This is a genomic window from Paenibacillus qinlingensis, from assembly GCF_031455095.1.
In the GTDB taxonomy this organism is placed as follows: Bacteria; Bacillota; Bacilli; order Paenibacillales; family NBRC-103111; genus Paenibacillus_E; species Paenibacillus_E qinlingensis_A.
On record NZ_JAVDSB010000002.1, the window covers coordinates 353376 to 378114 of the forward strand.

Here is a 24739-nt window from a genome sequence, read left to right on the forward strand (position 1 = left end):
CCTAATCAAGATTAATATCGAGAGCTTGAGATCAGTTCAAGCTATCCGCTTACTATTTATCACAGCGGTAACTCTGGTATATCAATCCAGCGTCGTTCTTTCCACGACTGCAACCCAAGTTCGGCTAGCTGAGTACCTTTTGCTCCTTCGAACAAGTCCCATTTGAACGGTTGATCTGCCACTACATGCTTAAGGAACATTTCCCATTGCACTTTAAAGCCGTTATCGAAAACCATATTATCTGGAACATTCTGCCATTGTTCACGGAATGAATGCGGGTTCGGAATATCCGGATTCCACACTGGTTTTGGTGTTTGGACGCGATGTTGCGTTTTGCATTCACGTAACCCAGCGACCGCGCTACCTTCGGTACCGTCAACTTGAATGGTCAATAAATCATCGCGATCCACTCGAACTACCCATGACGAATTGGCCTGTACGATGATGCCGCCCTCCAATTCAAATGTCGCGTAGGCAGCATCATCTGCTGTGCCTTCATAGACTTGATTGAGTTCGTCCACGCGTTGTGGGATATGAGTGACACCAAGGCAAGATACAGAGCGCACTTCTCCGAACAAATTGTCCAATACATACCGCCAATGTGCGAACATATCGACAATAATTCCACCGCCATCTTCTTTCCGATAGTTCCAGGAAGGCCGTTGAGCTGGCTGCCAATCCCCTTCGAACACCCAATAGCCAAATTCCATTCGGACAGATAGAATAGTCCCAAAAAAACCAGAGTCAACCAAACGCTTTAGCTTCAACAAGCCAGGAAGAAATAGTTTGTCCTGAACGACGCCGTTCTTCAAGCCTGCTTCCCTTGCCAATCTGGCTAATTCAAGCGATTCTTCCAAGCTGGTAGCAGTAGGCTTTTCCGTATAGATATGTTTTCCCGCACGAATAGCTTTGCGCAAGCTCTCTGCCCTCATTACCGTCGTCTGAGAATCAAAATAGATTACGTTATAAGGATCGGCAAGCGCGGCATCCACATCCGTACTCCAACGGGCAACGCCGTACTTTTCTGCTAGTGCCTTAATTTTCTTCTCCTGCCGTCCAATTAATATCGGGTCAGGCATAATGGTATCGCCATTGGGCAATGTCACGCCGCCTTGTTCGCGAATAGCGACGATGGAGCGTGATAAGTGCTGGTTCGTTCCCATGCGCCCTGTCACGCCGTTCATAATAATACCAATAGAATGTGTCGTCATCAGAAAACCCCTTCCTTCTTCTCAGGAATATTCTACCTTTTGCATAGACAGATTGTCGTACTAAAAGCCGAAATGGATTCCTGAAATTGGAAGTGTTTCTTTGTTCTGATTACCGAATATAAAGTTTTTCTGACTGAGCTACATGTATTGCTGCCTGAACTGCATTGGCGTTAAACCCGTATAGCTCCGAAAATGCTTCGTAAAATAACTTGGCGACATATAACCGATCTGATCTGCTACAGCGTTAATGGGAAGTTCCATGTTGCGCAGGAGCTCCTTCGCCTTCTCCATTCGGCTGAACTGCAGCTTCTCTCGAAAGGTCACACCATAGTAACTCTGCATGAGACGTTCCAATTGACGCTGGCTAATGCCTATCTGAGCTGCAAGCTCCTTGGAACTCATATCCTTATGCGGTAATCGGAAGTAATCATCAGCTAGGAAGCGTCTGGAATCATTCAGCAGTTTCTTGGGAATATGGTAGGTGGAACGCCTCTCCCCCGCAAAACTACGCACCGCATTGACAATAATTTGGGTAGCGAGACTCTGAATCACGGTATATTGACCGAGCCATTGTTGTTCAAACTCGTCCATGATACTGCCAAAAAGGTTGACTGTTCCCAGCTCATCCTGTCCGAACCAGAAGGAAGTGTTCAACAATGTATTCCATATGTCTTTCGTTTCTTGGGTCAGATATGTATCGTTCTTTTGCGGCTTTCGCTTTCGCAGTCTTACTTCGAAATTAATACAAAATTCATCCATAGGATCTTCACTGTCAGCAAGCTGCCGATGATAGACGCCCGGACCTGTTAAATAAAAAGTTCCCGGCTTTATGAGAAACGTCTTTTCCGCTACCTCCAGCGTACCTTTTCCTCTAGTAATGTAGTGTAGCTCATAACTGCTGTGACAATGGTTAGGATATCCCCACGAAGCAATCGGTGCTTCATAGTTAATGTAGATTAGATTGATTAACATGGGGCCAAGCGGAATTTTAATATCTAGATCGGTATAGCGCATTGCTACTTGTGGCGATTCATGAGCTGTGGACATGAGAATCAGCCTCCTCGTCTATCCACTATAACAGGAACGACATTTTTACGAAACAATGTCGTTCCTGTCTCTTTTCGACTAGACTGTGAGTTTGTATGCTGATAGTAGCAACATAATATAGGAGGCTCACCTACTCATGCTACCTCAATTCCGCTATTCGCCAACACCTGCGCTTATCCCTCAACCCGACTGCGATTGGGCTAATAAAATGGTGCTCAACCCCGCTATCGTGCAAGATCCGAAGTCTGAGCGGCTTCACATGCTATTCCGGGCAACTGGACCGTGGCCGCAAGCGCGTCAGGAAGGCAAACATGACCCCTATCCGATATTTCTCGGATATGCTTTCAGTGACGATAAAGGAGTAACTTGGGAAGTGGATTTCACTCGCCCTGCTATTATTCCTGGCTTAAAGCAAGAGAAAGAAGATATCTATATTACAGATATCCACGGCAAACGTGTACGCGATTATTCGAACGGTTGTATCGAGGATCCACGTATTTTTTACATCGAAGACGAACTCTATGTGTCTGTTGCCTGCCGCATGTTCCCCCCAGGCCCTTACTGGTTGGAAGATCAGGATCCGCCGGTTATAACCAGGTATGCGTATGTACCCGATTGGGTTCATGAAGGAGATGATGCCTTCACTCAAACCGCTCGTACCAATGACACCGTGACCGTTCTGTATAGACTGCATCTCGATAAACTTAGCGAGGGCAAGTATGAGGAAGCATTCCAGTACGTGTGCCCGTTATCTGAGGGTCATGTCAGTGATAACCGCGACGTCTTCTTGTTCCCTGAAAAAATGGTGATCGACGGTAAGCCGCAATACGTTATGCTCCATCGTCCAATGAACCCTAAGCCGTTCCCGCAAGGCGACGAAGTAACCCGACCGTCGATTTTTTTGGCGGCCGCAGAGCACATTGAAGATTTTGCATCCCCAAAAGCAACTCACCGATTGCTCGCAACCTCTCTCTTCGATTGGGAGGCTAACAAGGTAGGTGCTTCTTGGCCGCCACTTTCAATTGGGGATGGGGAATGGCTTGTGTCGTATCATGGTAAGAAAGATATTTACTTTGGGTATACGCAATCCTTCATGATCGTGAAGGAGCAGGAGAACGACTTCCCTGTGGTCACACATCGCTGCTCGAATCGGTTAATGTATGCGCAGCAAGAATGGGAAATGCCCTCTGACTACCCAACTCCATGCCTATTCACCACCGCAGGTATTTTTGTCGGCGAAGAATTGATTATGGCTTATGGTGCTGCTGATCAGAAGGTCGGCATCTCTTGGGTAAACCGCGAGGAGCTTATTGCGCACATTCGCCAATACGATTCACAAGGCAATCCTATTCACAGGTAATAGGAATAGGCTGTCTCAAAAGTCGATAAAGACTTTTTGAGACAGCCTATTTTTTCTTAATAACCTTCCCCCTTCCTACCGCTGAATCCCGATTGTTACAATCTCACAAGGACCTACTGGCAACGTTAATGCGCCGTCTGCCTCTACGGCCAAACGCTCGCCTTGTATTTCCAAGATCGTGCTCTTGTAGAAATTCTGCTGAGGAAGTTGCGTACTGACTTTAACCTCTGCATGCTGTGAACGCATGTTGTACCAACGAAGCAGTACATCCTCTGATGCTTCATTTAGTTTCATTGAGGAAAAGGCAAGCCCTTCACCCTCCCATTGGAGAGGAGCATATGTCAAACCAATTTGGCCATCATGGATGCCAGTCTGTGCCAATGTCCAAGGAATTTGGAACTGGTATGCGGCCGTATAGGCTTCGTATTGTGCGCCATCCCCATTATGCGGGAAAATCGCCAATCGAACGGTGTGCTCGCCTAGACATTGCGCTTCCGGCGTCGGGAACAAGCCCCAATCGCCGAGTTCGCCAACTGCACGCAGGAGCGTTACAGCGATCGTATTCCGCCCATCGCGCAGAACCTCGTATTCGTTCAATCCGAGATTGGCAACAACCAAGCCCGTACCTGTTTCGCTGACATCAACGAATGCTTGTTGATGCTGGGTATTGCTTGGGTTCTCCCATTCTGAAGCCGGCGTATTATCGCGCTTCACAACTTCAAACATCGAATCAACATGATGCGTTTGCGCTGTCAGATCCGTTGGGAATAACATCCGCAGACGATGATCCTTCGCCTGATTGTTGAAGGATGATTCGATCTCTACCCCTTGCCCGCTGCGGCTCAAGCTGACCACCGTGCGAATCCGCATCGGAATCATGCGCGTAGAACGCTGTGCTTTACGATGCGGATAGTACACCAAGTCACGTTGTTCAACGTCCAGCATGTCGTCGCCCGACGCAGGAATCGACCACTCGTGGACGATTTCAACGGAAGCTTGGAATGCTGTATCTTGAAGTACACGGATTTGTGCTTGCAAGGCGCTCGTTGTCAATGACGTTTCGCCATCCGGTTGACGGAACATATACTCGTTGCCAATATCTCCGACATTCTCGTATACACCTAAATCCCGGTACGTGCGGCCGTTCTTCTTATCCGTCAGCGTGAAAGAACCGTTATCCGCGATGTCAATCTTGATCGCAGCATTTTCCATGACCCGCTCATTTGTGAACAGCGAAGAAGTGACCAATTCCGCTTCCTTCTTCACCCAAGCGTACGTTTTCAAACCTAGTGCCGGCACCTTATCGGCTTCGAACGTCAATCTTACTTTTCGGCACATATACGGCTGACGGAACTTGTCGTCCGGCAAATCGTATCCGAATTGCAAGCCGAGATCTTCGACCGTACATGGCAGAGACTGCGAAGAAGCATCCACGAGTACGCGTCCTGTAAGATCTGCTGCTTTGGCAAGAGCGCTTGCTTCTTCAAGTGTATAGCCATCTCGGAAATAGAGACGTAAAGCATCCATCTCGATACTTACTACTCCCGAGCGTTCCCAACCCGACGTATTAAACACGACTACGGGCAGAGCACCTTCGCCAGTCACCGTAAAGCCAAACGTATTGATCGCATCCGCGATGGCTTGCTTGCTGTCATCGATAATGGCCTCAGCAACATGACGGCTCTTATCGAAGCGTGTGACCATTTCACGGTGCACTTCATCCACAGAACAGCCGCAAATGCTGTCATGCGGATGGTTTTGCATTAAGGTCTTCCAAGCATAAGTGAACAGGTGATGCGGGTACTTCTCCCCGACTTTAAGAACATGGGCGAATGCCGCGAGCGGCTCTGCCACTTTCTCCAACATCGATTGTCCAAGCTGATTCATCTGCTTCAAGTACACACGCGCCGAAGCTGTATTGACAAGTGTTGACCATCCATCCGTTCGCTGACTGCGAAGTTCACCTTTGACCGTCGAAAGTTCCTGCTTCCCTGAACGCTGAACAGCCGCCAAGTAATCGTTAAAATTCGAGTGAACAAAAGTTGTATCTGGGAAAAGCTCGCTCGCCGTTTGAATGGCTTCTGGCAAATCAAGTTGAACAGGCTGATGATCACAGCCATTCATGAAGAGCAATTCCCCCGTAGAAGCATACTTCTCCGCGTCTGCCAGCTTGCGTTCCCAATAAGCTTTGGCTTCTTCCTTGTCAGCAGGGATCTCATTCCCATTGGAATACCAGTTGGCAAATAGAATACCCAGCACCTGGGAGCCATCCGGACCTTCCCAAACCAGCTCCGAGAAGGAAGATTCAAAATCACCATCGGAGACTGTGTTATTGAATCCCGTCGGCTTCACGCCGCGTCCGAATAAGGCATTCGTGATGCCGGACTGCTGCATCAATTGCGGCGTCTGCCCGACTAAACCGAACGTGTCGGGAAAATAGCCGATTTTCGACACATCGCCATAAGCTTTCGCATCTTGATGCCCAATCTGCATATTACGGACATTCGCTTCGCCACTCGTTAAGAAGGCATCCTGCAAAATGTACCAAGGTCCGATGAGAATACGGCCATCCTGAATCAATTTGGTTAGACGATCCTTCTGCTCGGGTCTGACCTGCAAGTAATCCTCCAGAATAATTGTCTGACCATCCAGAAAGAAACTGCGATAATTGGCATCTTGATCCATTTTATCTAATAACGTATCTACGAGTTTAACTAGTCGCACGTGGTGCTTTTCATATGGTAAATACCACTCCCGATCCCAATGGGTATGGGAGATGATATGAGCCGTTCGTTTGGTACTCATGGGTTAGCTCCTTTCAATATGAACTTCATCTGGGCGATAAATGGAAATCAATTGCCCTTGTCGATCTGCGGCAAAGAGCACAGAACGCTCTTTCTCTAGGGTGAACGCATATGTCGTGTCACTATCGGTATCGCGAACTTTAACATTCACATCCCAAGCAAATTCGGAGACAAATACATATAAGAAACCGTCCTTAAAACGCAGCTTCCTTCCGTAAATCCCTGCAAGATCGCCTTGAAGCCACTGCAATCCGCTGCTGCAATCAGCAGCAGTCACTGCATACCGGTAAAGTGCCTCTACCGTGTCCATCCGGTCGTTTACTTCCACTGGCAGCGGACTCCAAATCAATCGACCATTGCCTAAAGGAATATCGACAACACGATCCCCGCCAGTACTTGCTGCTCCACCTTTAACACGCACTTCTTTCATTGTTTCCGCAATTCGGCGACGCCCATAGGAAACAGGATACAAAGTGCCTTGAAGTTCAAGCATTTCTTCCCGGCGAACATTGTGAAGTTCTGCTTCACCTAGCTCATCGACGAGACGCTGCTTCATCTTCCAGTACGCGTCCAAACTAATTGGACCTGTAGCCAGTAATGTTGCACCTGTGCGTTTCACAATGTCGATCAGCTTATGCCATGCTTGCTCATCCACATTATGCGCACTTGGAAGCAAAATCAGCTTCGCAGGTTGCCCCTCCAGCGCTTCCAAGTGATATTCCGAAGCCGCGCGGAATGGCAGCTTCATCTCGTATGACAGCACACGCGTCATGGTCGTCGTGGCATCAAATGCCAATTTCCGATTGGAAAAATCGTTGGAATAGGGGAATACAGCCACAATATCTTCCAGCTCCCGCTCCTGGAATAGATCTCTTATCTCAGCCATAAAGCGGCCGAATTCATAGGAAACATCCGCTTCCGGCTTCTCTGTGCCATCGGCACGAAGCGCTCCGATGTGTGACTCATTCGCGTTATCCATATAGAAATTGGTGTTCCAAATCCAATGAATAGCTCCTGCCCCTCCAGTTGCAAAGGCATAAGCATATTTGCGCTCCAACATACTGCGCAGCTCGATCTCCGAACGTTTCGCACGTCCATCCGGTGTCTCTACATACATAATGCCCGTCTCTTGAATCACATTCGGCTTATGGGCTGTTTTGGCAAAGATACCATCCCAAACAAGGTTATCATTCAGCCACCACGAATGGACGGTTGTGTAATCTACCGCCTCTTCGTAGAAGAGCGGAGAAGGACGCTGCGCGCCAAGTGCTTCGTCTTGGCCGACTACGACAAGATGCTCAGGTACGACTTCTTTGATGGTATCATACAGCTGTTTGGCCCACTGGTTGTGCATCTCCATTGAGAATAAGCAATAATCGAGCCAGCGTGTTCCTTTTTTCGCCCGATGCATATCCTGCACGTCGAAATTGATGTCATCCGCTTCGGGAATTGCAGCTGCTTCATACGTTGGAAGCTCAATAGGCGTCATATTCCAGCGCTCTTGCAGCTCTTCAATACGTTCATGACGCTGCTTCAACCATGCGATGAAAGCTGCCCGCTCATACTTATCCCGACTGGAACGAGGTCCATTCGAGAATATCTGAGCGGGATCGAACATCGATGGCTCGTTAATCAAGTCCCAATCAACATGAGTCGTCTCCCCATGTCGGGATACGATGGAGCGGATGAATCTCTTCTGAGCTTCCACACTTTGCGGATCGAGATAGGGATTAACCCCTTCCCAAGTTTCAGGTGTGAAGGAGAAGAAGGTAAACGTCACCTGCAGATTATGTTTTTTAGCCGTCAAGAGGAAGGCATCGATCGCTCTCAATACTTCTTCCGAAGCATGGCCATCCACCTGCATAATATTGCGGTAGGCAGTCCAAATGCCCGTACGAATCCAGTTGATTCCTGCTTTGGACATTTGAGCCATATCCCGATCCCAGACATCGCTATTCGGCAGGAATAAGAATTTGCGAGCTACATCGGACGTCATGTATGTCATGCCAACGACTGGCAATGGACGTCCATCTTTGATGAAATAATCGCGACCGCAAGTGATGGGCTGGCCTTCTGAAAGCAGCCCTGCATCGTGCCCCCAGAATCCTTGACGAAGCATACGCTGTTCGCCATCCTCGGAGATTGCCTTGCACGTTACGCGATATAAACCACGCTGTATATCTAGCGGCACCGGAATGCGCACCACATTGAATTCTTTGTTAACTTTAACAGTTAAACGAGAGGTCCAAGCATCTTGCGTACCGTTGTCATGCTCGACACGAAGGTCGAGTGTCCACTCTTTAACGGCGGCATCTTTCTCCCCGATAAGTTGTGTTTGAATCGTAAGCATCGCATGCTCGCCTGGTTCATAGCTGGCATAATTCGGCTTGATCCACAACTCCGTCACACCGCTCGCACAGAATCTCGCCCACTCGGCCAAGCGCTGCGCACCACCTTCGCTCCAGAACGAGGGGCTCAGCGGCACATTAACGAACATCCAGCGCGAACCGATAAACGCACCGCGCGAATTCTCCCATAGGACGACAGGAGCCGCTAGTTCCCGGCCTGTCTTACCTATGCTCTTCAGCAGCGGATAAATCTGCGTGCTCATCGTCCCCGCCGCACCCATCTGATGAGGCAAATCACTGTCTCGCGTCGTATGCGGCACCATATTCCAAGTATCAGCAAGCGCGAATAGCGACTCTTGCCCTTGCAATAATGGTAAGGTTTCTGACGTGATATAAGAACGGAATGGCGTACTTTCAATTCGTAGCATTTCATGAATATGCAGCTGCTGGTGGTAGCCAGTCTGCTCCGATTCCACAAGCCAATTCTCATTTTCCCAGCGTACAGGACGCTTGAAGGCTGCGCCGCCAACACTCAGCAGACCGCCGCCGCGCTGCAAGAACGCCAGAATGTCAGGCCACGCCGCTTTTGGAAAATATGGCGCATGCAAATTGACGAAACATCCGTTGGTTGCTGATCGTAGTGCCTCTCCAAGCGCATCGGCACCTACCACAACCGCTCCCAGCGCCGTCAATTGCTCGATGGGTACATCGCTCAACGAACTGCTCGGGAATCCGGGCTCATGGAAGATAAGGATCGGGCGACTCATAGAAGACCATCCTTCATCGCTTGATACACCAATTGAGAGAACAAGCTGTTCGACCATGCAAACCATTTACGCGTGAAAATCGTTGGATCATCAACGTGAAAACCTTCATGCATGAATCCCGTATCTGCATCTGTCGCTTCCAGCATCGCGATCATCTCCAGCTTCTCTTCCGATGTGGACGCCGTAATGCCTTGCATGGACAGTGCCATATGCCAAATGTAATCATCCGGCGTATGCGGACTGCCTATTCCACGAGCCACCTTGCCTTCAAAATAGAACGGATTCTCTTTGCTAAGCGCAAACCGTCTTGTGTTTTGATAAATAGGATCGTCCGCTGATACATAGCCCAAGTAAGGAATCGACATTAGACCTGGTGTCCCGGCATCATCCATCAGGCAGTGATTGCCAAAGCCGTCCGTTTCATACGCATAAATGGGTCCAAATGTTGGATGACGATAAATCCCATACAATTGAATGCCATGATCAATGTCTGCTTCAAGTGCTTTAAGTTGTGCCAAGAAATCCATGTCGCGGAACACCCATTCCGCGAATTCTTGCATATGACGAAGAGCAACGACCGCGAACATATTCGCTGGAATGTTGTAATGAAAGTCACACGCATCGTCACTAGAACGGAAGCCTGACCACACCATTCCTGTATAATTCACAGGCATGCCCAAGCCGTTATTGCGGAGAGAATCGGTAGGAATCCCGTTATTGCGAGTAAAGCGATAAGGCGACTTTTCAAAATGATGCTGCTCGGTTAGGAACAACTCATAGATCTTAACCATCGCGGCTTTAAAACCAGCGTCAAAGATATCCGTCAATTCGGTTTCCTTCCAATAGGCATAAGCGAGACGCATCGAGAAACACAAAGAATCGAGCTCAAATTTGCGCTCCCATACCCATGGCGACATCTCGGTTTGGTCTGCCTTGTTCCAATGCCAGTCATTGGCCGACTCATTAAACGCATTCGCATAAGGATCAATATGAATGTACTGAATATGACGTTTAATTAACCCGCTAATGATACGTTGAAGATCCGTATCTTCTTTGGCAAAAGGCACGTAATGCATAACCTGTTCGACAGAATCACGCAGCCAGGACGCTGGAATATCACCCGTGATGACAAACGTGGTGCCATCTGGCATCAGCTTCGTTGTCGTTTCTAATGTATTTGGAAAACAATTTTTAAATAATTGCAGGAGTTTAGGACGATGCGCCAGCTTTTCTTCGGCTTCCAGCAAGACATCTTGAATGGCTTGGGGCAGTTCCAGTTTGGGCATCGGAATTTTGGGCAGTCTGAATTGTTCCACGGTAAATCCTCCACATTTCTATAATCTACGTAGTTGCTTACAGTACTACTCTTTTACAGCGCCGATCGTTAAACCTTGAATGAAGTACCGTTGGAAGAACGGATAAGCGAAAATAATCGGTCCTGTCGCAAGTACAACCATCGCCATCCGCGAAGTATCCTGCGGCAGCGATTGCAGCAAGCCTATGCCAACCGACGGGTTGCTCGTGTTCTGGAGCAGGAACTGCATGCTGTTCTCAATCCGCATGAGCATCGATTGCAGTGGTACTAAGTTTGGCGTGTCGATGTACAACAGCGCATTGAACCAATCATTCCAGTACCCCAAGGTACTGAATAACCCAATCGTCGCCAGCCCTGGCAGGGACAGCGGCAGCACGAGTTTGATGAAGATCCCAAATTCGCCGGCTCCATCAATTTTGCCTGATTCGATAATGGCATCCGGTACAGATGTACTAAAGAAAGTACGCATAATCATGATATAGAAGGCGTTGCCCGCTAATGGCAGAACCAAAGCCCACAGGGAATCCTTGAGCCCAAGCAATTGCGTCATCACAATATAAGTCGGTACAAGTCCACCGTTAAAGAGCATCGTAAAAAAGGCGAAGAAGCCGAAGAAATTCCGAAATTTAAAACTTTTCCGCGAAATCGCATAAGCAAACGTAGCGGTCAGAATCAAGCTAACAAGCGTACCAACGACAGTCACAAGGATTGTGACGCCATAGGACATCAGCAATTGATCGCCTGCTTTGAAGAGATAACGGTACGCTTCTAGGCTCCATTTCTCCGGGATGATGCGGTACCCGTTCGTATTCAGCGATTTCTCATCGGTGAACGAAATGATCGTCACAAACAGAAACGGGAATACACAGGCAATTGTAAAAAGTCCCGCGGCCAAATGAGCAAACACATTCAAAAGTGGCGGTAATTTATGAAAGTCATGTTTTTTCATCGGTTTGACAGCATTCATAATCAGTTCCTCCTTTCCGCAATCCTAGGTTAAAAGAGTGCATTGTCCCTATCAAATTTTCTAACGACATAGTTCGAAGTCATCACGAGAATGAAACCGATCACGGACTGATACAAGCCAGCCGCTGTACTCATGCCGATTTCTCCCGTAGATTTAAGGCCGCGGTACACGTAAGTATCAATAACATTGGTTACAGGGTATAACGTCCCAGAATCCCTAGGCACTTGCAGGAACAAGCCAAAGTCTGCATAGAAAATGCGCCCGATCGCCAGCAGCGTCAGAATCGTCATTAATGGTTTTAACATCGGGAAGGTAATGTGGCGGATCTGCTGCCATTTGCTCGCACCGTCAATCATAGCTGCTTCATAGAGCGATTTATCGATCCCCATGATCGCCGCCAAATAGACAACAGAGCTGTATCCGACTGATTTCCAGAGGTACACGAGAACAATAATAAGCGGCCAATACGTCTTGTCGTTATACCAACGAATCGGATCCACGCCAAACCAGGGAAGTATATGATTAAGCATTCCTTTATCCACACTTAGGAAACTGAATACAAAATAGCCGACGATGACCCAAGATAAGAAATAGGGCATGAACATACCTGTTTGATAAAGCTTAGCAAGCTTTTTATTCGTAATTTCAGATAACACAATGGCGAGTCCAACGGACAACACCAGACCTGCAATAATGAACACAATATTGTATAGCAGCGTGTTTCGCGTAATGATATAAGCATCGTTCGTACTAAAAAGGAATTTGAAGTTCTGTAAGCCAACCCACTTGCTCTCCACAATACTTGCCCAAAAACCATCACGGCTGTAACGGTACTGCTTGAAAGCAATCACCATGCCTGCCATCGGTAAATACGAGAAGAACAGGAACCAAAGCGTTGCCGGTAATGCCATGAGCAGCAGCACTCTGCTTTGTTTAACATCTTTGAAAAAAGTTCCTATTCTGTTCATACAATCACCCCTTCGCTGATAACAAGACAAAGATCAGGTGAATGCAGAACATTCACCTCATCCTCGGGCTTGCTTCTATTTTTTGTTAGCTGTTTTCCAAGCGTCAATTTGACTTTGTGCTTCTGTCATGATTTTATCCAATCCAGCTGCTTTGAATTTCTCGTTTGCAAGTGGAATGTATTTATCCGGATCAACAGTACCCGTCATCAGTGTTGCCCAGAACTCTTCTTTCACGTTCTGTACAGCGGCGATTTCGTTGATGACTTTCGTTGGATCGAAGTTAAAGCCAAGAAGCGGAGCAGGTACGCCTGTATCGTTAAATTTCTTGAACTCTTCCCACTTGTTCTCAGGGTCTTTCACATCTTTGTATGTCAAAAGTACATTACCAAGGGAGAACGTAGGCATATCATAGTTTTTGGATGCCGGTAAGTTTTCCATTTTGTCAGTGCCGACTTTTTTGTAGTGCTCGCCATCAATACCGGAATCAACCATGTTGCGAAGAACTGGATCTGTATTAAGCAGGTTCAGGAATTCCATCGCTTTTTCTGGATATTTGGAGTTGGCCGAGATCGCTTGCATGGAGCCCATGACGGACCAGTTATAAATAAGAGCAGGGCTAGCTGGTTTGGATACAACAGGGTATCCATAGCTTGCTGACCAAAGGTTGTCCGCGAAAGGTTGATTGGTCGCTTTATCAGCGAACCATTTGCCCGTCACTTGAACATCATTCAGGGATGTCAATGTGGATGCTTCTGTTGGAATGTAGCCCGCTTTGTAATACTTATTCATTGTTTTCAAAGCTTGTTTCATTTCTGGTGTATCTAAAATGTTAACGACTTTCAAAACTTTGTTGTCTACGCTAACCGCCATTGGCATCTTCTCAATGATGTAGTCGTAAGGCACATACGGCATATAGTTTTTATCAACAGCCAATCCATAAACATTCGGCTCTTTCGCTTTAATCGCTGAAAGCAGCGGCTCTAAGCTTTCCAATGATTTCACGTTATCTAGACTAAGGCTATATTTGTCAGCCAGTGTTTTGTTGAAACGCCATACATCTTGTGCAGGCAACTCTTTATTCGCTGGAACACCGTAATTATGTCCATCTACTTTGGAGCCGTTCAGGAAAGCAGGATCCAATACTTTGACGATGCCTTGTCCATTTTTTTGCAACAGCTCGTCAATCGACTTGAATGCACCTTTACGTGCATTTTGCACATAATCAAATGCCCATGAAGACGTGAACATAATGTCCATAGGTGTGCCGGAAGCCGTCATGACTTGCATTTTTTGAGCATAATCGCCCCAATCTGTCATATTCATTTTCACGGTAACACCGATTTTTTCCGCGGTGTACTTGCTGACTTCAGCCATAACGCGATCCACATCTTTCTGTGGTGTTCCGATTGTATACCAAATTAATTCAACAGGTTTATTCGCTGCCGCATTCCCTTTCGCATCGCCGGCATCTTTGCTGCCACATGCGCTAAGCGTCAAGGAAACAGCTAACGTTAATCCTAGTGTTGTGACCAAGTTTTTTTTCATTCTTCTCATTTTTTGAGTCCTCCCAAGTGAATACTCTTTTTCTACGCCCGTAGGGGCTATATTTACAGTACTGCATGAAAGCAATTACAAATAGACGATAAACTAAATGAACCCTGTCTAAACTAAAGAAAAAAACGCTGTCAATTAATTTTTTGTAAAAAAAGGACTGCTACTAAGTTTCCCTAGAGCAATCCACGATAATCCGTTGGCGAAATACCAACATATTTTTTGAATTGTTTATAAAAATAACCCAATTCGGAGTAACCTACCTCACTCGCGATCTGATGAACCTTGGCATGTGTTGTCTTCAGCAGTTCTTTCGCCTTCTCGACTCGAAAACGGTTCATATACTCCGTGAATGTCTCATTCATTTCTTTCTGAAACAATTGCCCTAAGTAAACGGGATGGATGTGGTAATGAGCGCCAAGCATTTTGAGCGAGAGCTCCTCCGCATAGGATTGTTGCACATATTTTAACACCTGCTGCACAATCGGACTTCGAACGTCCGACACCAAAAAGCCAATGGTCGTCTCCGCAATTTCCAGGATGGCAGCTTCCAATTCTTCCAGCACCACCGCCTCGCGAATCTGGTCAAAAGCAAGATGATACATCTCTAGGACTTCGGTATGGCGGATAGCTTTGATTTCCAACTTGAAATGAATGACCATCTCAAAAGCGATATTCTGAAAATCGCGCGGCGTAACGCCAGGCAAAGATTGAATTCGCTTGAAGTCGTTATGGATACCAGTACGTAAGTTTTCTATATCTTTGGCAATAATAAGCTTCGCATAGGCCGGCCAATCAATGATCGAGAAATCCACCTTGGGATTGTCTTGATGCATCGCCAACTCCTGATAATCTATGACTGGCAGCTCAGGATAAATCCAGAAATACTCCTGTGCTTTTTTGGCGGCTTCATAGCTTTGTGCGACGCCATCCGGCATGTGACCGACGCTCCCAATCGAGATGCGAACCGCTTGGTCTTGCAGCGCGGTATGAAGCTGATGAAGCAGTGCCATCAGTTCTCTTTTCCCCTCTTCCATGTGATCCATGGAGGCAAGCAGCAAGATATCTCCGTCCATATCACGGAAAACGGTCACCCATTCATAGGCATCCAGCTGGCCAGCAATAAATTCCTGGCCCCTATCTGCGTGGGCGGGCATTCGTAGAACGGCTGCGACCATATAGGCGCTTGCTAAGTTGATACCTAAAAGTTCTGCACGCTCATAGAACTCCAGTGGCGCAATCTGTTGCGTCAACCACCGATGCAGCGTGTTATCTTTCAATATTTGCTTACTGTACGCCTGAACCAACTGCGTCTCGTTCATGGTATTCAGCTTCTCTACGATATTTTGCAGCGAAGCTTTAAGTTCTTGGATGTTAATAGGCTTGAGCAAGTAATTTTCGATGCCCAGCTGCATGCCTTCTTTTAAGTAAGAAAACTCATCAAATCCACTGAGCACGATCACTTTTAATTCCGGGTGAACCAATCGTGCCTGTCGAATCAAATCCAGCCCATTCATAATCGGCATGGAGATATCTGTCAACAAAATATCGACCGATGTTTCCTGCAAAGCGTCCAAAGCCTTCTGTCCATTGCTGGCGTGTCCCACAATTTCCAAACCAACTTCTGCCCAATCAATAATGTCATATAACCCTTCAATAATGAAAGGCTCATCATCCACAAGAAAGACCCTAAACATCGTCCGCCTCCCCTTCACAGTCTATCGGCATCCAGATATCAATAATCGTTCCTTGGCCAGGCTGGCTATGTAATTTTACACCGTATTTACTGCCGTAGAGCAGTTTAAGCCGTTGATTGATGCTTCGCAAACCAAAAGACTCCCCTTCTAATTCCTCATCTTGCAGAAATAACGTCAATTCATTGAGCCGCTGGGGCGAGATTCCATTGCCGTTGTCTTCAATCTGCACATGGAGATACGTCTCTACCTGCTTCACTCGAATGTGAATCTCATTATCCGAGCTTTCGCTTCGCAAACCGTGCACAATGTAATTCTCAATGATGGGTTGCAGTGACATTTTCATCACGCGTACAGAGCCGAGCCGCGGGTCCCAATCCATGGCGTACGTAAATTTATCCTTGTATCGAATTTGAAATAGTTCCAGATACAGACGACAGGCTTCCAACTCATGTTTGAGCGTATAGATTTTCTTCTGTTGGACAAAACTTCGGAACAGCGCTGATAAACTGTAGATCATTTCCCCTACGTCATGTGCGCCTTGCGAAATTGCCCGCATCCGAATCACTTCCAGCGTATTGTAGAGGAAATGCGGATTCACTCTAGCTTGCAGTGCCGTCAGCTCCGTCTGTTTTTGCTTAATGTTCGCCTTATACACCCGATCAATATAGAGGTTCAATTCCTCAATCATCTCGTTAAAGCTCCGGGAAATTTGCCCGATCTCATCCTCCCGTACATCAGGTATTCGCACACTAAGATCGCCTTGTTTCACCTTTCGGGTGAAACGGATGATTTGATTCGTCCGTTTGGCGACACTCATCACAACTAGGAACGGAATCAGGATGGCGAAAAAAATACATATCGCACTAATGAGGAAAATCGTACTGCGGATTTTCTTTGAGGAAGCATCCAGCTCTTGGCGGGGAATAATGCTGACTGTGCTGAAATTCCCCTTGCTTTGTGTCAACTTCGTTACATAGTCGCTCTGACTGGAACCACTATTCTCATACATCGCATTGATTTGATCCATATGTGGATAGATCTGACCCACGTATTGATTCGACGAATCGAAGAGCACGCCGCCATCCGGCGCCAAGACAAGAATCATCCCTTTTAGCTCATCCTTATCATTCTTCAGAATATTCCAAATCCCATCCGTACTAAAAAAAACGACTTGCTGACCAATCGTCTTCAGCGTTAACTTGTCCGAGATTGGCGTTCGAATCGCATACAGGTTGGGATCCCACTGTCCGATTGCGTCACGCACCCAAATATTTGGCAGTTCCACACTCTTACTTTCGAGAGCCATGACATCTGGGATATAAGAGCGTGCGCGATTGGTGGGAACAAGTTTCATCTGTCCATTTCGCCCTAGCGCATATAAGGTCTGCTGATCTTCACTGTATAACAGCAAATTACTAATTTCTTTGTTGTCTTCCACTTGATTTTTAAAATACTGCAGCCCATCATTCCACATGCTTTTGCCGCCTAAATTGTACTGCTCCAAACTGTGTTGCACATATTCTTGAAAAGGATGTTGCAACATAAAAGATAGACCCGAGGCTAGCGAACTATCCCGATAAAGGCCAAATAGGATCGACTGTGCTGCATCATAATTTCCACCCAAATAATTATTAACGCTCGTTAGGGCTTTCTTATGGATATCCAACTCTCTATGAATGGCTGCTTGCGACATCGAATAATACATAAAATAAGAGAACGAAATTATCGTTACAACCGTTATCATCGAAAAGAGGAGCAGCAGCCTCATAAATAAATTATTTTGCAAATAATTCCGATATATCTTGCGCAATACCATCGCGTTATCATCTCCTGCTGTTAATCGGGTACATTATAGCATAATAATCTCAAGCACATAAATTTTGTCCTACTGCAATAACCCCTCAAACGCATCAAAGGACTGCAACGTTGCAGCCCTTGTGATCGTTAAGTATGGTTACCACGTTTACGTATTGCGGAGTCTTTGTCTTCGCATCCACTGGGTCGCTACCCATTTTTCCCCGATGGTGACGGGATTTCCTGCATGTAAGGTTAGCTCATTTAAGAGATTATCTGTATATAAATATTCAAAATAAACAGCCCTTCCTTTTTTCGGTGTTACGGTAAAACGAAGCGAAGGGAAATACGTTTCGCCCCCTTTTTCCACGTCATTTAAATACATCACTAGCGTGCTGATGCGATTATTGACAACATTCTCCGATGTGAAATAGTCCAAATGAGGCATATACTGTTCACCAGCTTTATAATGTAAAATTTGCATGGGTTCTGCATGTGAAATCGGTATATTCATCAGTTCAGAAACTCTGCTCTCGATGACTCCAATCCATTCATTTTCGCTTTCCTCAAAAAACATGTTGCTGCTTGTTCGAACATCGCTTACTACACGAGATTTACCAATTTTAGCTCGCTGCAATCGGTTATTCGCTAAATTAATCAACGTGTCACATTCTGTATGGCTTAATACATTGTCCAAAATCAAAATAAGCGGTTCATCCAATTTGCCGACAATATGAATCTCTCTATCCTTCGTAGTAATTGTGTTGCCAGATGAATTGAAAATCGTCTGCTCACTAATGGGCATCGTTGTATCCTCCTCATAAACATGACTACGATGAATGAGACATCCTCATCTATGATAAAAATTATTCTATTATATTTATTTTAGAACCTACGAAATGACCATAAAAAAACGGCAAGCCCTAGTGGCCTACCGTTCTTCATATTTATTGAGCTAGTAGCATGTTTTTCAAACTAATCTTTGGTTAGTCCATTAACCATATTTATGTTAATATTTTCTCAAATAAACTTGCACTCCAATGCTTTTTATCAATCCTTGAAATAAAGTTGTACCCAGCATCCAAATAAAACTGATTAAGTAGGTCGTTATCTGCCATACAATCTAGCTTCGCTGATTTTTTCCCAGCAAGTTTTATGTACTCCTCCGCGGTAGCAAGTAAATTAAGTCCTAAATTCCGCCCCTTAAATGCTCTCCCAATTACTAATCTATGGATATAACCTGAGTTATCATCATTATGATCCTGCCAAATAAATGCATCAGACCATTGAATTGAAAAACTCCCTATGACTACATCTGTAACTTTTTCAATATCGCCCTTGCCCTTCGTTGTGAGTCCTCTAGTTCTTTCGGTTCCTTCATTGTATGGTGATTCTGCATGCCTAACCATATAGATGATCGTCTTCATATGATCCTCCTTCAAAAGTTACCCTAAACTTGTTTATAAAAGTATGGTCCGCACATTGCTTCATGCGTGTGTACGTACGTCCACGTGAAATTCTTATCAAATACATATATATCTTGTTCATAATCAAAATCGGATGCAACAATTTCATTTGCGTTATTATATTCAAATACGATATCAGGAAGATCTTGATACATGACATATACTTCGTTTTTAGTCATTGCATCAAATTCGTTTCTCGCTGCTTCATTTTCAAAACAATCTTGCTTCTTATAACTAAAAATATGCCACTTATACTGATTATAATGAATTTCACTTTTGGTCTCGTCGCTAATGTTCTTTGCAAATGAACTATCCCATAGTTCCTTAATTCTATGTTCTTTTTCCAATAAGGTTAAAATAACTACCCCTTTATCAAGCATGTTTTTACTGAATAGATATTTTTGGCGAATAACTTCAATGGACCAGTAAACTTTCACTAATTCTTCATCAGGTAAACTGTCTATCATTTGATTAATTTCTTGTCTATACATACTGAAACTCATTCAAATCCCTCTCCTCGCTAGCCAATATCCCAACAGTATTTATACGAAAATGGAAAGTAATGGTTGCGCTAGCTTTGAGGGAAGTCGCTATCCAAACTTTCTACATACAAAAAAAGCACCAAAATGGTGCTTCTTATACTATGAAAAAAAATGCATATTTCAGCCCCACCGGACCAAAATATGCATGACATTTCCATCCATTATTTAATGTCTATTTAACGAAATAAACTGATTAAAACTGTTGTCGCTCCAAATAACACTATTATAGAAATAAAGAAGTATCCGAATGCCTTTAGAGGACGTGGCAATGTATTCAAAGCAATTTTATTAATTGGTCCTCCACCCTCAATATTCTGAATAGAACGAAGGTCCTCGTTAACAAAATTATCGTTGTTATACATTATTTCCTTCTCAGGCTGGGTCTCGTGGATTTTAATAGTGCTCATTCCAAATCCCCTTTCAACTTCATATTCATGGAATATTATACCATATACACCATATCCATGATCACGCTAATCTGATCGATACTTGAATGAAAAAAATGGAGCAACTGCCACGGCAGTTTGCTCCATTTTAATTGTGCTATCGTTTCTCGTTATCTTACCGTCTGGTACACGAGGCCTAAGGCTCCAGAATTAAATGTCTTGTTTTCGATAAGTTTAAGATTGATTTTCTCCTTGATACCTTGGAATAACGGCAAACCGCTGCCGATTAGGACGGGAGAAACGGTAATTTTATACTCATCTATTAAATCAAGCTGCATTAGGTAGTGTGCTAACCTAGGACTGCCGAGAATAACCATATCCTTGCCTGGCTGCTGCTTGAGGTTCTTGATCTCTTCCTCGACATTTTCTTTCACGAGTCTAGAATTGTTCCATTCGACGTTCTCCAGCGTTGTGGAAAAAACAATTTTGGCTGTGTTTTCGATCCACTCGGCATGATCCCGTTCATGCTCTGAAGATGAGGGGTCCGAAGGCACAGATGGCCAATAATTGTGCATCATCTGATAAGTCCCACGTCCCCAAATGACCGTGTCGGCTGTACTCAGAATTTCTTTTGCGTGTTTCTCCAATTCAGCATCGTAGGCAACCCAGCCAATATCCATTTCACCTTTCGGCCCTTCTACAAAACTATCAAGCGATGCGTGCAAAAATAGAACGAGTTTTCTCATCTTCAGTTCTCCTTTTTCATGAGGGATATCTACATTATACATGAACTACTAATCTAAACTCTTATTCGTCATCCTAAACCTAAAACTTCTAATTCATTGTTTTGTCCTGCTGTTATGTTCATTATAAATCATTACGTAACGTAAGGATCAAGGGGAATCTGTTTTTTAATTACTCTCTTCGAGTTCAGGAATGGAGGGTAGTATTCCATTAGGAGCAACTGACACTTTTAACAAGGTCCATTTAGGGAATAATTTATGGAAATTTGATTGGGTATCTACTTTCATATACACATGAAGCGGTCTATCTCCGAAGAGGGTAGCTAAATAACTAATTTCTTTAGAACCTCCTTGGAAATCAGAAGTTTTATGTGCCTTCGTGTTTTTTGGTAATTGTAAAAGATATTCATTTGTTGTTTGATCTAATGAAATCGTTTGAATTTTAGCAGGATCATGTTCATGGATGATGTTTTCTAGTTGAACACTTAATTCGATTTTCGAATCAAATTGACCAAACCGATATAAACCATAGAAAAATGCAGTAACAAAAACAATTAAGACGATACTTAAGGTTTTTCTCAATAACTTGTTCTCCTCTATAATGTATTAGCGTATCTGAACACATCTAACTATTCGCTATACATAAAATGATGCTTTATCGAATTACTCGAAACGCAAATGGTCACTTTCTGATTATTACCGTCATTGCCTGTAATGAAATAGTATACCGGAGTCAAATCTGAAGCATCCGGTGGGATTTGATTTCTTTCTTGATTACTAAGTATCCTTATATTAATTTGTTCATCAACATGAACAAGATGATATGTCTCATAGGCAACAATCTTCGCTTGATCTGGTGTAACTTTTGGCCCTATTACTTGGCTAGAATCAGACGAGTTATGCGTATATAAAATGACTGTGGACGTTTCAGCATCATATTCTATCGAACCTTCGATTTGATTAGCAATAAACCGAATGGGGACGTAAAGATGGCCATTATAGTTTAAGGTTGCGTACTCGCCTTCCGTTTCAACATGTTTTGAATTAATAACGTAATGAACTGTCTGAAAAACTGGATCCGATACGCCATTATCCCCGAACGCCTCGCTTGATTTCGAAAGGAAAATCAGTATGGTGACCATGAATAACAACTTTTTCATAAAAACACTCCTTCTATTTTTGTAACAATCCAACCTATATCTTCTATTAAATGAACCTTATATGTTTGAATGCCGCTGTTCTTTCCATTTTTAAAGTTACACTCACATTCCAGCACATATATACGGTCTCTAAACTTCTTCTCACTTAAAGTGATATTTATTACCTTGTATTCATTGGTATTGGAGCTTAAATAATGTTCGATTGAAGCTTCGGGACTAGCATCCACATTTCTTGTATCCAAGAACAATTTTATGATGCTCGCAAAATAGACGATAGAAATAAATAAGAAACAACTTAAAAAAACTACTATAATCCTAGTCTTTGTAAGTCTCACAAATCCCACCTCGCTCCATTCAAAGTATACCATAATTTGGAATACCACTACCCGTTAGCTCATGAGATAAATTAACATTTTCCCCTATTTCTGAACAAGAAAAAGCTGACATTCCTCAATATGGAGGACGTCAGCTTTCTCAAACTTACTATATACTTCTCAGTCTCCAAGAGGAATTACCATATTCCATGTGTTCCGACCGCCAAAATTCCCATCACCATCTGCCGTAGCCGCGAACAGATGCGTTGGTCTGCCATCTTGGAACAGCAGAAACGGCCTCTCAAAATTGCCCATCTGTTTCTTGGTCCCGTCATCCCAAGTGACATGCCTTGAATACGCTTTGGGATGCTCAGCGATCTGCCAGTTCAACCCATCCCGTGAGTAGGCTTGAATGCCGCCGTGCCTTTCGTTACAGATGTTCCCCTTCATATCCTTGGCAATCATGGCGTACCCATCTTCCGTTTTCCAAATGAAAGGATCTTCCAAATGAACATCCTCCGGTGGAAAAATCGGGTTCTCGCTTAAAGAGCGGTAAGCGCCGGTATAGTGATCTGCCCAAGCTGCACCCAACGCCATATCACTGAACGTATGGCCTTGATAGGCTCTGGATTTGTAAATGAGCAGCACCGAGCCGTCTTCATGTACACAAGGAGCTGGATTCGACGTTAAATAGCTGTCAAACTTCCCAGGGCGAACATCCAGAATTGGCTCATCCCGTCGCACCCACGGTCCCTGTACCTGTTCAGCGACTGCCAGTCCGATTCGTTTGTTAGATCTGGCCACAATGCAGCGGGGATCATCCAAACCGTAGGCTTCTCCTGGCTTGACATCTGAGAATGGGTACGTAGTCCCCATATAAAACAGAAGATATTTACCATCGTGTTTGACGATGTGGGGATTGTGCGTGCTGCGACCGTCCCAGAATTCGGCTCCTCTCGCGGGAAGCACAACTTCTTCGAACTGGTACGGTCCTTCCGGTTTATCGGATACGGCCCGCACGACTTCGGAATGCACTAACCATCCGGGATGCATGGGCAGATGCTTGGGCCAACGCGAAGCAAACATATGATATTGCCCGTCGTCCCCATGCACAACCGAACCGCACCAGACCCAGTAACCCGACATTTGGAATCCTCCGTTTACGGGAGCCGGCAGGAGCCGTTCATATAAGTTTGTGGTCATCGAATCTACTCTCCAATCCAAGCCAGATTTGGCCTTTTATTCTTATATTATATAAGTCCTCCACTTACCTTACTAGGAATAGAATCATCTTATATAAGTACAAAATCATTCTTTTTCGACTTGCATCCCCCTCCTCATCCACCTATACTTAGACTACAATTGTCATCAGAAAGGTGTCACTTCATGATCTGTGTAGCGCTCTCTGTACCGCCTATCCCTGTTATGGTTACCATAAACAAAGTGAAATTGCCCCAGTCGTATCATCATCCTGACCGCGTCTTTACCCTATACGATATCATTCTCGTTCGAAGCGGAACTTTATATGTGACAGAAGACAACGTCCCCTATGAGATTGGTGAGAATCAAATGCTCGTTCTGGAACCTGGCAAGCGGCATTATGGTCACCGCGACTGCCAAGAAGACACCGTTGTCTACTATTTGCACATTCAGCACCCCACTGCTCCGAGGCTTGTCCATAATGAAGAGATTCACTGGCAAACCGTGTTCCCCACCCGTTCCTATCGTGATATCACACCACAGGAGCATTTCATCTACATCCCTAAATTCAAAGAGCAGAACTCCAAACAAATTTGGTCGCTGCTCGATATGATGATCGAACTACATAACGCTTCTACGCTAGAGAATATGCTCCCGCTTCAGACGATGTTCGGACAACTGCTTCTCTTCTTTCAAAATATGACTAAAATATCCCATCACGAGCATAGTCGACAGGTTTGCGACAACGTGATGAAGTATCTAACCGAGCATGTCGAACAACCATTCCGTCTTAAAGCGATGGCCCAGCATTTGAATTTTTCCATTGATTACTCCTCCAAATGTTTGAGAAAGCATACGGGTCTTACGCCGCTTCAATACTTGAACCGAATTCGAATTCAGAAAGCCAGGGAATTACTGGAACATACCAACTTAACCTTGCGGGAAATCAGCACGAAAGTCGGCATCCCTGAAATGAACTATTTCTTTCGGCTTTTTCGCAAACATACAGGCATGCCTCCAGCGAAATATCGCTCTTCACTCTATGTCTAAGAAATAGCTTATGTATGAAAATAAAACGGGACCCCCTATTTCATTGGAG

General features: G+C 44.9%; 20 protein-coding genes. 2 read left to right on the forward strand and 18 right to left on the reverse strand.

What is annotated here, in order from left to right; all coding sequences use genetic code 11:
• Positions 1–59: 59 nt before the first annotated feature.
• On the reverse strand, positions 60–1211 hold the full coding sequence (locus J2736_RS09495) for a Gfo/Idh/MocA family protein (RefSeq protein ID WP_310225807.1): 1152 nt from the start codon (positions 1209–1211) through the stop codon (positions 60–62).
• A gap of 138 nt (positions 1212–1349) precedes the next feature.
• Positions 1350–2258, reverse strand: coding sequence for an AraC family transcriptional regulator (locus tag J2736_RS09500; protein WP_310225809.1), 909 nt, complete (start codon positions 2256–2258; stop codon positions 1350–1352).
• A gap of 136 nt (positions 2259–2394) precedes the next feature.
• On the opposite strand from J2736_RS09500, the gene J2736_RS09505 reads away from it, so the two are divergent.
• Complete coding sequence (locus J2736_RS09505) at positions 2395–3618, forward strand: glycoside hydrolase family 130 protein (protein WP_310225811.1); 1224 nt, start codon at positions 2395–2397, stop codon at positions 3616–3618.
• A gap of 75 nt (positions 3619–3693) precedes the next feature.
• Here J2736_RS09505 and J2736_RS09510 read toward each other — a convergent pair whose 3' ends face one another.
• The 16 genes from J2736_RS09510 to J2736_RS09585 form a co-directional block, all read right to left on the reverse strand.
• Positions 3694–6423: an alpha-mannosidase gene (locus J2736_RS09510; protein ID WP_310225814.1), complete on the reverse strand. Its 2730-nt coding sequence runs from the start codon at positions 6421–6423 to the stop codon at positions 3694–3696.
• Positions 6424–6426: 3 nt separating this feature from the next.
• The gene (locus tag J2736_RS09515; protein WP_310225815.1) at positions 6427–9537 is read right to left on the reverse strand and encodes a beta-galactosidase; all 3111 of its coding nucleotides are present in this window, start codon (positions 9535–9537) and stop codon (positions 6427–6429) included.
• The gene (locus J2736_RS09520) at positions 9534–10853 is read right to left on the reverse strand and encodes a glycoside hydrolase family 125 protein (protein ID WP_310225817.1); all 1320 of its coding nucleotides are present in this window, start codon (positions 10851–10853) and stop codon (positions 9534–9536) included. The genes J2736_RS09515 and J2736_RS09520 overlap by 4 nt, the downstream gene beginning before the upstream one ends.
• A gap of 45 nt (positions 10854–10898) precedes the next feature.
• Complete coding sequence (locus J2736_RS09525; RefSeq protein ID WP_310225819.1) at positions 10899–11819, reverse strand: carbohydrate ABC transporter permease; 921 nt, start codon at positions 11817–11819, stop codon at positions 10899–10901.
• 29 nt (positions 11820–11848) lie between these two features.
• Positions 11849–12787: an ABC transporter permease gene (locus J2736_RS09530; protein WP_310225821.1), complete on the reverse strand. Its 939-nt coding sequence runs from the start codon at positions 12785–12787 to the stop codon at positions 11849–11851.
• 75 nt (positions 12788–12862) lie between these two features.
• Complete coding sequence (locus tag J2736_RS09535; RefSeq protein WP_310225823.1) at positions 12863–14341, reverse strand: ABC transporter substrate-binding protein; 1479 nt, start codon at positions 14339–14341, stop codon at positions 12863–12865.
• A 173-nt stretch (positions 14342–14514) separates the two neighbouring features.
• A complete protein-coding gene (locus tag J2736_RS09540) occupies positions 14515–16035 on the reverse strand; it encodes a response regulator transcription factor (RefSeq protein WP_310225825.1) in 1521 nt (506 codons plus the stop codon).
• Complete coding sequence (locus tag J2736_RS09545) at positions 16028–17851, reverse strand: sensor histidine kinase (protein WP_310225827.1); 1824 nt, start codon at positions 17849–17851, stop codon at positions 16028–16030. The genes J2736_RS09540 and J2736_RS09545 overlap by 8 nt, the downstream gene beginning before the upstream one ends.
• Before the next feature lie 147 nt (positions 17852–17998).
• Complete coding sequence (locus tag J2736_RS09550; RefSeq protein ID WP_310225829.1) at positions 17999–18634, reverse strand: 2OG-Fe(II) oxygenase; 636 nt, start codon at positions 18632–18634, stop codon at positions 17999–18001.
• Between the two features lie 199 nt (positions 18635–18833).
• Positions 18834–19256: a GNAT family N-acetyltransferase gene (locus J2736_RS09555; protein ID WP_310225831.1), complete on the reverse strand. Its 423-nt coding sequence runs from the start codon at positions 19254–19256 to the stop codon at positions 18834–18836.
• Between the two features lie 23 nt (positions 19257–19279).
• The gene (locus J2736_RS09560) at positions 19280–19798 is read right to left on the reverse strand and encodes a DUF4275 family protein (RefSeq protein WP_310225833.1); all 519 of its coding nucleotides are present in this window, start codon (positions 19796–19798) and stop codon (positions 19280–19282) included.
• 595 nt (positions 19799–20393) lie between these two features.
• Positions 20394–20969, reverse strand: coding sequence for a dihydrofolate reductase family protein (locus J2736_RS09565; RefSeq protein ID WP_310225834.1), 576 nt, complete (start codon positions 20967–20969; stop codon positions 20394–20396).
• A 165-nt stretch (positions 20970–21134) separates the two neighbouring features.
• Positions 21135–21548, reverse strand: coding sequence for a hypothetical protein (locus J2736_RS09570; protein ID WP_310225836.1), 414 nt, complete (start codon positions 21546–21548; stop codon positions 21135–21137).
• 47 nt (positions 21549–21595) lie between these two features.
• Entirely contained in the window at positions 21596–22126 is a 531-nt protein-coding gene (locus J2736_RS09575; protein WP_310225838.1) for a stalk domain-containing protein, read from the reverse strand.
• A complete protein-coding gene (locus J2736_RS09580; protein WP_310225840.1) occupies positions 22123–22461 on the reverse strand; it encodes a hypothetical protein in 339 nt (112 codons plus the stop codon). The genes J2736_RS09575 and J2736_RS09580 overlap by 4 nt, the downstream gene beginning before the upstream one ends.
• A 159-nt stretch (positions 22462–22620) precedes the next feature.
• Entirely contained in the window at positions 22621–23643 is a 1023-nt protein-coding gene (locus J2736_RS09585; protein WP_310225842.1) for a glycoside hydrolase family protein, read from the reverse strand.
• A gap of 183 nt (positions 23644–23826) precedes the next feature.
• Between J2736_RS09585 and J2736_RS09590 the strand changes: the two genes are divergently transcribed.
• Complete coding sequence (locus J2736_RS09590; RefSeq protein WP_310225844.1) at positions 23827–24690, forward strand: helix-turn-helix transcriptional regulator; 864 nt, start codon at positions 23827–23829, stop codon at positions 24688–24690.
• Positions 24691–24739 lie beyond the last annotated feature (49 nt).

Coding starts and splice junctions, on each gene's coding strand:
- J2736_RS09525 (WP_310225819.1), bottom strand. CDS start 11,819: ATGAATGCTGTCAAACCGATGAAAAAACATGACTTTCATAAATTACCG.
- J2736_RS09550 (WP_310225829.1), bottom strand. CDS start 18,634: ATGCCCATTAGTGAGCAGACGATTTTCAATTCATCTGGCAACACAATT.
- J2736_RS09560 (WP_310225833.1), bottom strand. CDS start 19,798: ATGAGTTTCAGTATGTATAGACAAGAAATTAATCAAATGATAGACAGT.
- J2736_RS09575 (WP_310225838.1), bottom strand. CDS start 22,126: ATGAAAAAGTTGTTATTCATGGTCACCATACTGATTTTCCTTTCGAAA.
- J2736_RS09555 (WP_310225831.1), bottom strand. CDS start 19,256: ATGAAGACGATCATCTATATGGTTAGGCATGCAGAATCACCATACAAT.
- J2736_RS09545 (WP_310225827.1), bottom strand. CDS start 17,851: ATGGTATTGCGCAAGATATATCGGAATTATTTGCAAAATAATTTATTT.
- J2736_RS09495 (WP_310225807.1), bottom strand. CDS start 1,211: ATGACGACACATTCTATTGGTATTATTATGAACGGCGTGACAGGGCGC.
- J2736_RS09565 (WP_310225834.1), bottom strand. CDS start 20,969: ATGAGAAAACTCGTTCTATTTTTGCACGCATCGCTTGATAGTTTTGTA.
- J2736_RS09510 (WP_310225814.1), bottom strand. CDS start 6,423: ATGAGTACCAAACGAACGGCTCATATCATCTCCCATACCCATTGGGAT.
- J2736_RS09535 (WP_310225823.1), bottom strand. CDS start 14,341: ATGAGAAGAATGAAAAAAAACTTGGTCACAACACTAGGATTAACGTTA.
- J2736_RS09530 (WP_310225821.1), bottom strand. CDS start 12,787: ATGAACAGAATAGGAACTTTTTTCAAAGATGTTAAACAAAGCAGAGTG.
- J2736_RS09515 (WP_310225815.1), bottom strand. CDS start 9,537: ATGAGTCGCCCGATCCTTATCTTCCATGAGCCCGGATTCCCGAGCAGT.
- J2736_RS09500 (WP_310225809.1), bottom strand. CDS start 2,258: ATGTCCACAGCTCATGAATCGCCACAAGTAGCAATGCGCTATACCGAT.
- J2736_RS09585 (WP_310225842.1), bottom strand. CDS start 23,643: ATGACCACAAACTTATATGAACGGCTCCTGCCGGCTCCCGTAAACGGA.
- J2736_RS09540 (WP_310225825.1), bottom strand. CDS start 16,035: ATGTTTAGGGTCTTTCTTGTGGATGATGAGCCTTTCATTATTGAAGGG.
- J2736_RS09590 (WP_310225844.1), top strand. CDS start 23,827: ATGATCTGTGTAGCGCTCTCTGTACCGCCTATCCCTGTTATGGTTACC.
- J2736_RS09505 (WP_310225811.1), top strand. CDS start 2,395: ATGCTACCTCAATTCCGCTATTCGCCAACACCTGCGCTTATCCCTCAA.